The sequence below is a fragment of the bacterium genome (genome assembly GCA_021159335.1).
In the GTDB taxonomy this organism is placed as follows: domain Bacteria; phylum UBP14; class UBA6098; order B30-G16; family B30-G16; genus JAGGRZ01.
Window position 1 is genome coordinate 1 of sequence record JAGGRZ010000048.1, and the last position, 8,187, is coordinate 8,187.

At 45.6% G+C, this 8,187-nt stretch carries 10 protein-coding genes; 7 read left to right on the top strand and 3 right to left on the bottom strand.

From position 1 onward, the window contains the following. Positions 1 to 109: 109 nt before the first annotated feature. Both J7J62_03015 and J7J62_03020 read right to left on the bottom strand, forming a co-directional pair. Positions 110 to 487 carry a hypothetical protein gene (locus J7J62_03015; GenBank protein ID MCD6124125.1) on the bottom strand — a complete coding sequence of 126 codons (378 nt, stop codon included), beginning with the start codon at positions 485 to 487 and terminating at the stop codon, positions 110 to 112. Between the two features lie 18 nt (positions 488 to 505). Beyond that, positions 506 to 967, bottom strand: a complete 462-nt coding sequence (locus tag J7J62_03020) for a prepilin-type N-terminal cleavage/methylation domain-containing protein (GenBank protein ID MCD6124126.1) — start codon at positions 965 to 967, stop codon at positions 506 to 508. 238 nt (positions 968 to 1,205) lie between these two features. Between J7J62_03020 and fusA the strand changes: the two genes are divergently transcribed. The 4 genes from fusA to folK are packed head-to-tail and all read left to right on the top strand — an operon-like array spanning position 1,206 to position 4,849. Further along, a complete protein-coding gene (gene fusA / locus J7J62_03025) occupies positions 1,206 to 3,296 on the top strand; it encodes an elongation factor G (protein MCD6124127.1) in 2,091 nt (696 codons plus the stop codon). Between the two features lie 2 nt (positions 3,297 to 3,298). After that, positions 3,299 to 3,898 (top strand): recombination protein RecR, encoded by a 600-nt coding sequence (recR, locus tag J7J62_03030; protein ID MCD6124128.1) that lies wholly within the window; start codon positions 3,299 to 3,301, stop codon positions 3,896 to 3,898. Positions 3,899 to 3,944: 46 nt separating this feature from the next. Continuing rightward, positions 3,945 to 4,304 (top strand): dihydroneopterin aldolase, encoded by a 360-nt coding sequence (gene folB, locus J7J62_03035; protein ID MCD6124129.1) that lies wholly within the window; start codon positions 3,945 to 3,947, stop codon positions 4,302 to 4,304. After that, positions 4,286 to 4,849 carry a 2-amino-4-hydroxy-6-hydroxymethyldihydropteridine diphosphokinase gene (gene folK, locus J7J62_03040; protein MCD6124130.1) on the top strand — a complete coding sequence of 188 codons (564 nt, stop codon included), beginning with the start codon at positions 4,286 to 4,288 and terminating at the stop codon, positions 4,847 to 4,849. The genes folB and folK overlap by 19 nt, the downstream gene beginning before the upstream one ends. Before the next feature lie 90 nt (positions 4,850 to 4,939). On the opposite strand, the gene J7J62_03045 is transcribed toward folK, so the two are convergent. After that, positions 4,940 to 5,077, bottom strand: a complete 138-nt coding sequence (locus tag J7J62_03045; GenBank protein ID MCD6124131.1) for a hypothetical protein — start codon at positions 5,075 to 5,077, stop codon at positions 4,940 to 4,942. Positions 5,078 to 5,138: 61 nt separating this feature from the next. Here J7J62_03045 and J7J62_03050 point away from each other — a divergent pair, with 61 nt between their 5' ends. The 3 genes from J7J62_03050 to J7J62_03060 all read left to right on the top strand — a co-directional run. Continuing rightward, positions 5,139 to 6,929: a GAF domain-containing protein gene (locus J7J62_03050; GenBank protein ID MCD6124132.1), complete on the top strand. Its 1,791-nt coding sequence runs from the start codon at positions 5,139 to 5,141 to the stop codon at positions 6,927 to 6,929. Beyond that, complete coding sequence (gmk, locus tag J7J62_03055; protein MCD6124133.1) at positions 6,926 to 7,543, top strand: guanylate kinase; 618 nt, start codon at positions 6,926 to 6,928, stop codon at positions 7,541 to 7,543. Before J7J62_03050 ends, gmk begins: the two co-directional genes overlap by 4 nt. Positions 7,544 to 7,555: 12 nt before the next feature. Further along, on the top strand, positions 7,556 to 8,187 hold a 632-nt coding region (locus J7J62_03060), incomplete at its 3' end, for an aminopeptidase P family protein (protein ID MCD6124134.1).

Here is an 8,187-nt window from a genome sequence, read left to right on the forward strand (position 1 = left end):
AACGAATCGGCGAAGAGATAATAAAAATTCTAAACGAGGTTTTCGGAAGCTAAGTCACATAAAAAACAGATTTTCTAACGGGAAAGGCCAAATTTTGGCTTATATAGTGTTATTTTTTGCTTGAAGCTTTCTTTGGGGTAAAAGGCGTTTTAAAGCCTACAATATTTATTGTTGTATCAACATTGGAGTATAAGAAAAACGAATCTTTTCCATATATGTAAGAAACTTTGCCTTCGAATACTATATCAAAATATTGAGGCGGGAGAAAACCTTTCTGATAGAGTTCGTCGAGGCTTTCAGGGAACTTACCATTCTCGACATAATATTTCATTATATTTCTGTGGATTTCCATAAGGCATTCGCGCGATGCGGGGTCAGCAGGTGGTATAGTGTATTGCGATTTCACGGTGTATATTAAATTTGCTATTAGTGTCAGCACTACGAGCAAACCACCGGCTACTATGATATTTTTTATGCTTTTTGACACAGATGTTGCTCCGATTTGTTATTCCACGGCATCGTCGAACATGGGCCTTATTATGCCATCATTCCATATATACCACCAATCAGGTGTAGGATCACCATCGAGGTCATTCTCACCACGACAATCCGCGCCTATATAAAGAAAAGGCGGATTGGTTTCGTAATAGATGTAATAATAGTACCTATGCGATGGTGGGAGGCTGAATTCGAGCGGTGGGTCGTTGTCAATGTAAGATTTTATTCTACCCCCAACCCCGGGCGGCAGGTGAGCCTCGTTTATATCTACATGAATCCCGGGACCAAAGTGACCGTGTTCAGCGAAGAAAGCCTGCTCAAGTTCCCAAAGGTATTTAAGATTCACTAATGCCTCTCGCTGACGAGCACGAACTACTGCAAGTTTATATGTGGGTATAGCAAGAGCAGCAAGCACGCCTATTATGACAACAACGACCATTATTTCAACAAGCGTGAACCCTTTTCTCATAGTCCTCCCTCGAATCACATTTAATATTAAGAATTTATAATTTATATGTAAAGCTTTTTTGATTTGCAAATAAATTTTATCGCCTTAATTTAATAATTAATTTTGTTATATGTTGCTTTTTAAAATTTAGCTCTTTATTTATTTTAGATAAAAATCTCTTTAACTTATTTTTCTGCGAGCTTGACATTAAGATGGGCTTTAATATTTTGTTTTCCATTTTAAAGCAAAGGAGGAGGAAGTGGGGTCTAAAGTCGTAGGTCCTGATAAGATAAGGAATATCGCGTTGCTATCTCATGGAGGAGCTGGCAAAACCACGCTGGTTGAGGCAATGCTTTACACTGCTGGCATGATATCCAAGATGGGTTCGGTCGAGCAGGGCAATACTGTAAGCGACTTTCATCAAATAGAGATCGAGAGGAAAAGCTCCGTTAACATCTCCATTATGCACATAATGCACGACGACAATAAAATCAACATTTTAGACACACCCGGATACACCGACTTCATAGGCGAGCTGATAAGCGCCACGAGGGTTGTTGAGGCAGGAATCATCGTGGTTTCCGCTCAGGCAAGTGTTGAGGTGGGAACCCAGAAAGCATGGGACTACCTTGAGGAAAAGCCAAGAATCGTTTTCATAAATAAAATGGACCGGGAAAATGCCGATTTCAACAAAGTCCTTTCGGACCTTAAAGATTACTTCGGCGATGCCATAGTCCCCTTCACTCTGCCGATAGGAGCTGCCGATACTTTCATTGGTGTTGTGGATTTACTTACGAAAACTGCTTATCAATACGAAAAGGGCGGTAAAGGCAAAGGGAAGAAAGTAGATGTGCCTGCAGAAATAGCAGATGATGTCGAGAAACTTCACACGACACTCGTTGAGCGAGCTGCCGAATCGGATGAGAAGCTCATGGAAAAATACTTTGAAGAAGGAACACTCTCCGCGGACGAGATAGCCAAGGGACTTCTGGACGGCATTATGAGCGGTGAGATAGTGCCCGTTTACACCGGCTCTGCTGCGCTTAACATGGGGATTGACCTTCTAATAGATGCTATAATCAAATTTGTGCCTTCGCCTGCTTTGGCAGGACCTGTTAAGGGTGCAGAAAAGGTTGGCGGCGAGCTAACGCTCGAGAGAAAGCCATCACCCAATGAGCCATTCTCAGCTCTCGTTTTCAAGCTTATTACTGAACCACATGTGGGCGATCTCACCTACTTCAGGATTTACTCGGGGCGCGTGAAACCCGGCGACGATGTACTTAACCCCAATGTCCAGACTACCGAACGCATAGGACAGCTTTTTGTGTCCAACGGGAAGAATCGTGAAGATGTCCCAGAACTTCTGGCAGGTGATATTGGTGTTACTGTCAAATTGAAAAATACGAAAACTGGGCATACTCTGTGCGACAAGAAGGAGCCTATAGTTTTCCCACCAATAGAGTTTCCGGAACCGTTAGTCGCAGAGGCCGTGGTACCAAAACAAAAAGGCGAGGAGGACAAGATAGCCCAGGGGCTTGCGAGGCTGCACGATGAGGACCCCACATTCTTCTTTAATGTCGATCCCGAACTTAAGCAAACAATAGTTTACGGTCAGGGCGAGGTTCATCTCGAGCTCGTTGTGAGGAAACTTCGCGAAAGATTCAAAGTCGATGTCGAGCTAAGGAAACCACGCATTCCATACCGCGAGACTATAACGGCAGTAGCTTCGGATAGATATCGCCATAAGAAGCAAACAGGCGGTGCAGGTGAATTCGCGGAGATAGAACTTCGCATAGAGCCGCTTGAGCGTGGCGCTGGCTTCGAATACGGCTGGGAGGTTTTTGGCGGTGCGATATCATCAGGTTTTCAAGGCTCGATAGAGAAGGGTATAAAGCAGGCGATGAGTGAAGGTGTTCTGGCTGGTTATCCTATAATAGACCTCAAAGCAGTCGTGGTTGACGGGAAGGAGCATCCAGTTGACAGCAAAGACATCGCATTTCAAAGATGCGCCAGAGAGGTTTTCCGACGCGCATTCATGAAGGCAAAACCTATTCTACTTGAGCCAATAATGGACCTTGAGATTATAGTGCCGGAGGAGTTCACCGGCGATGTTATGGGTGACATATCGGCAAGAAGAGGCAGAATTCTTGGTGTCGAGCCCGTGGGCAAGAAACTTCAGAAAATAATAGCAAAGGTTCCGCAGGCGGAGCTCTATAAGTACAGTAGCACACTTCGCTCAATGACACAGGGCAGAGGATGGTTCACGCAAAAGTTCTCACATTATGAGCCGGTCCCCAAGGAAATAGCTGATAAAATAATAGCCGAAGCGAAAGCGGCAAAAGAAGAGTAAAAATGGCTGACAAAAAAGCTATAGATAAACTTATAGAGGAGCTAACAAGGCTCCCGGGGATAGGCGTGAGGACCGCGACGAGACTGGCATATCATCTTCTAAGCCGTCCGAAGGAGGACATAGAGGCGCTCATTGATGCTCTGCGGGGGATAATGGAGGAGGCTAAAGTTTGCTCTATATGCTTTAACATTTCCGAGAGTGACCCGTGTCCCATCTGCGCCGATGCCAATCGTGACCATTCGACTATTTGTGTGGTCGAGCAACCGCAGGACATAGCAGCGATAGAGGCTACAATGGCTTACGATGGTGTTTATCATGTGCTTGGTGGTGTTCTCGACGCTCTCGCTGGGGTTGACGAAGAACAACTACACATAAAAGAGCTTCTCGCGAGAGTTAGCCAGGGTGATATTAAGGAAGTTATTCTGGCGCTTAATCCAACTCCTGAGGGGGAGACCACGATAAGGTATCTCGCAAAAATCCTCGAACCAACTGGTGTTAAAGTCACAACTCTTGCGAGGGGGATTTCTGCGGGGAGCCTGCTTGAGTTCACCGATAAAAAGACTCTTACCAACGCGCTGGCCAATAGAATTGAGGTAAGGTGATTTGAAGAGTGCCCATAACTTTGTTTCACCATGTGAGGGGAACCTAATGGGAATAATAAGAATGCACAACATGCTCTTTTTCGGCTATCATGGTACATCCAAGGCTGAGAAGGAGCTTGCCAAGCGCTACTCAGTGGATGTCGAGATAGAGTACGATACATCGAAGGCAGCTGCAACGGATAAACTTTCCGACGCAATAAACTACGAAACCATATATTGGCTTATAGCGCGCTTTTTCGACGAGAATAGGTTCCATCTTACCGAGACTGTTGCTGAAAGGCTTGCGGACCTTATTATGAAGGAAACGCCGATGGCGAGACATCTCGTGGTTAAGGTTCGGAAGAATCATCCGCCATTCCCAGGTTTTCTTGAGTGGGTTGAGGTCGAATGCGAGAGGAAAAGGTGATGGCGGAAAGCGTTTATCTCGGGCTTGGCAGTAACCTTGGCGACAGGCTCGAGAACATAATAAACGGACTAAAAGAGATAGCAAAAATAGCAAAGGTAGAAGCAGTTTCGTCAGTCTATGAATCGGAGCCCTGGGGCGAAAAATACCAGCCGAAATTTCTTAATGCGGTCGCATTGGTGGAATACGAAGGACCTCCCAAAAAACTTCTTTTCGAGCTAAAAATGATAGAGCGCAAACTTGGTCGTCAGCCCAGTTCCTCAAAATGGGGGCCGAGAGAACTTGACATCGACATATTACTTTTCGGCGAAGATGTCCTCGAAAGCGAATCTCTTTGCATACCACATAAATACCTTTGTCAGCGCGATTTTTTCCTGGTTCCGTTGCTTGAGCTCAACCCCGAACTCGTGCATCCCGAAACTATGGAGCCACTTGAATCCTACCTTGTCAGGCTTCCTGCACAACTCAGAACTATAATTGGGAAAGTAGTGTCCAGAAAATGGGATACTGCTGTTGAAAGCTTCACACGAAGAAGCAAACGAAAATAAGTTGATAAGACCCGCATCTCGGTTAGGCAACACTTTTTCCGCGCGCATTTCGCCCGAACAAGAAGTCAACCGAATGTTTTGAGCATAATCTTACTTCTTTTTCAGCTTGCCCGATAGACAGGCATCTATACCTTTCGCAGCAATCCTTGCAGTTCCCATGGCCTCGGTGACCGTCGCAGCACCTGTCACAACATCGCCTGCTGCAAAAACGCACGGTCTGGGTGTCATATAATTTTTTGAGTCAATGCGTATTATTGACCTGAGCGAAATATCAGTTATTTTAAGGTGTATGGAGAATTCAAGCGAAAAAGTTTGCGTAACGATAATTGAGCACGACGAGGAAATCCTAAAGAGTATAGCACAACCTATACGGTCGTGCGGATTTGACATAAGCGATAAGGAAGGGTGCGTAGTTATAGCGGGGTTAACTTTATCTGAGGACGAACTGCGCGAACTCGCGGGAAAGGAGGATTTTTTCGTTCTCATCGTCGGCGGTGACCCACACCGCGAATTCAGACGGATAATAGCATCATCGCCAAAAGCAATCCCGATACGACTTGAGGATACGGGTAATCTTTGTGATACGATACTTGCAGTTTACTTCCTGAGTCACATATCGCCAAAAGAACACCGTGAGGCCTTGCAAAAGGATAACGAAGCCATACAGGAAAGGCTGCGGGAAACGAGCGAAAAACTCAAGCGTCAATACCAAGCTTTGCACATGATAATCGAGCTCACCGACACGCTTCAGCGAGAAACTAAGCTTGACAGAATACTTCACATACTTCTTACCGCCATAACTGCTCGCGAAGGACTTCAGTTTAACAGAGCGTTTTTGCTGCTCATCGACGAGAAAGAGGGAACGCTTGTGGGGAAATACGCTATAGGACCGTCAACGCCTGAGGAGGCACAGCGAATATGGGCTAACCTGCCGACTCATCCACGCACGCTCTCGGAAACGCTGCGAGCATATTATGAGGTTTTCGAGAATGAGGACGCCAAAATAAACGAGACGATAAAGAAATTCAGAATTCCCCTCGATAGCAACCACTTCCTCCTGCGGGTGCTTAATGAGGGTTCTGCTGTGCTCGTTTCCCCCGATAACAAAGAACTCTGGGATGAGACAGCCGATATTAGGGAAACCCTGGGGTCGCCGTTTTTTGCCGTTGTACCGCTAAGGACACTCGAGAAACCTCAGGGTGTTATAATAGTTGATAACCTCGTTACCAAAAAGCCTATAACTGAATCTGACCTCGAACTCTTAAGAGCTGTTGCGAATCATGCGAGTTTTGCTATTGAAAGGTCGATGCTTACTGAGGAACTGCAGAAAAGCTATCAGGAGCTTGAGAAAGCATATGCCGAGCTCAGGGAGAATCAGGAGAAGCTGGTGCTTGCGGAAAAGCTTTCTGCTGTCGGGACTATAGCGGCGCAGATAGCCCACGAGATAAGAAACCCGATCGTTGCCATAGGTGGTTTCGCGAGGGCGATACTAAGAGATTATGACTTGGACGAGAACCTGAGGGAGAAACTTGAGATAATACTTGAGGAGACGCAAAAGATCGAGAGAACCATACAGGATGCGCTCGACTTCTCAAAATTCAGCGAGCCTGAAAAATCACTTTGCGAAATAGGCAAAACCATTCAGGATGTTATAATATTTTTCGAACCAGAAATCGCCGAGAAAAAGATAACCGTAACCTACGAGATAGCCGATGACATTCCTAAATTCGAATACGACGAACAGCTTATAAGACAGGTCTTGATAAACCTTTTCAGAAATTCCATATCGGTGCTCGGTGAGGGAGGAAAGATAGGGATAAAAGCCTATAAAGAGGGGGAATACTGCTGGATAGAGTTCAGCGATAATGGGCCAGGGATACCTGAGGGCGTTGGGGATAAGATATTCCAGCCTTTTTTCACGACTAAACCCACCGGGACGGGGCTTGGACTGTCCATATCGGCGCAAATAATCGAGGCTCATAAGGGCGAGATATGGTACAAGAACAATCCAGTCGGGGGCGTCACATTCTACATCAGGTTGCCGCTCAAAAGCGATGAGAAAAAGGGGGACAACAAATGATAAAGACCAGAAAAGGTCTTTTGGTTATTTTATCCTCACCATCCGGCGGTGGGAAAACATCGGTTTACAAAGGATTGCTCTCAAGGCACGAGGATTTTCTTTATTCGATTTCGGTTACCACGAGGCCAAAGCGCGCTGACGAGAAAGATGGCGTGGATTATTTTTTTGTGAGCGATGATGAGTTCGACACGATGATTGAGAAAAAGGAGTTCGTCGAATGGGCGTGGGTGCACGGATACAGGTACGGCACGCTTAAGAAGTTTGTGGATAAAGCGCTTGTCGAGGGCAGGGTTATGCTTTTCGATGTCGATGTTCAGGGCGCCGAATCCATAAGGAAAGCTTATCCTCAACATTCGGTGAGAATCTTTATCATACCACCCACCAAGGAAGAGCTTGAAAGAAGATTGAGAGCACGGGGAACTGACCCGGAAGAAACTATATTGGTCAGGCTTAAAAACGCCGATGAGGAGGTAAAACACGCTCCTTATTACGACTACATAGTGGTTAATGATGAACTTTCTCGCTGTATCGACGATGTCGAGAAAATAATATCAGCAGAACTTATGCGCCCGTTCAGAGTGCTGCCGGTAGGAAATTGGGAAATCAATGGTTGAAAGGAGAGCAAAATGGGAAGGATAGAAAGATTCCTTGATGAATTGAAGGACATGCGATTGGATGGGTTTCTTTTCACATTCAACATAGACATACGCTATCTTGTGGGGTTCAGCGGCTCTGCAGGAATGTTGTGGGTATCGCCTGAAAGACGCGTTTTTATGACCGATTTCAGATATAAAACTCAATCTGAAGCCCAGGTGGGCGACAAGGCTGAAATACACATTATTTCGCATCAAAAGGATTATTTAACGCTTATCGAGGAGCTCGAGTTGTTTAAAGGGGCACGATTCGTCGGCATTGACGCAAACAATGTTAGCGTTGCCCAGCATAAGCGGCTTGTTGTCAAGTTTCCCGATGTGAACTTTATCGGGATCGAAAACCCTCTCAAAAAACTCAGACAGATAAAGGATGATGACGAATTAGAAAAGATAAAACGAGCTATAAATATCGCCGAAGAAGGACTTAAAAGGACAATTCCAAAACTCATTCCCGGAATAAGCGAAAAGGAGTTCGCCGCAGAGCTCGAATACGAAATGAAAAAGCTTGGGAGCGAGCGCGTGCCGTTCGAAACAATAGTAGCCTCAGGTTACAGAGCTGCTATGCCTCATGGGATAGCATCGGACAAAACCATAAAGAAGGGCGA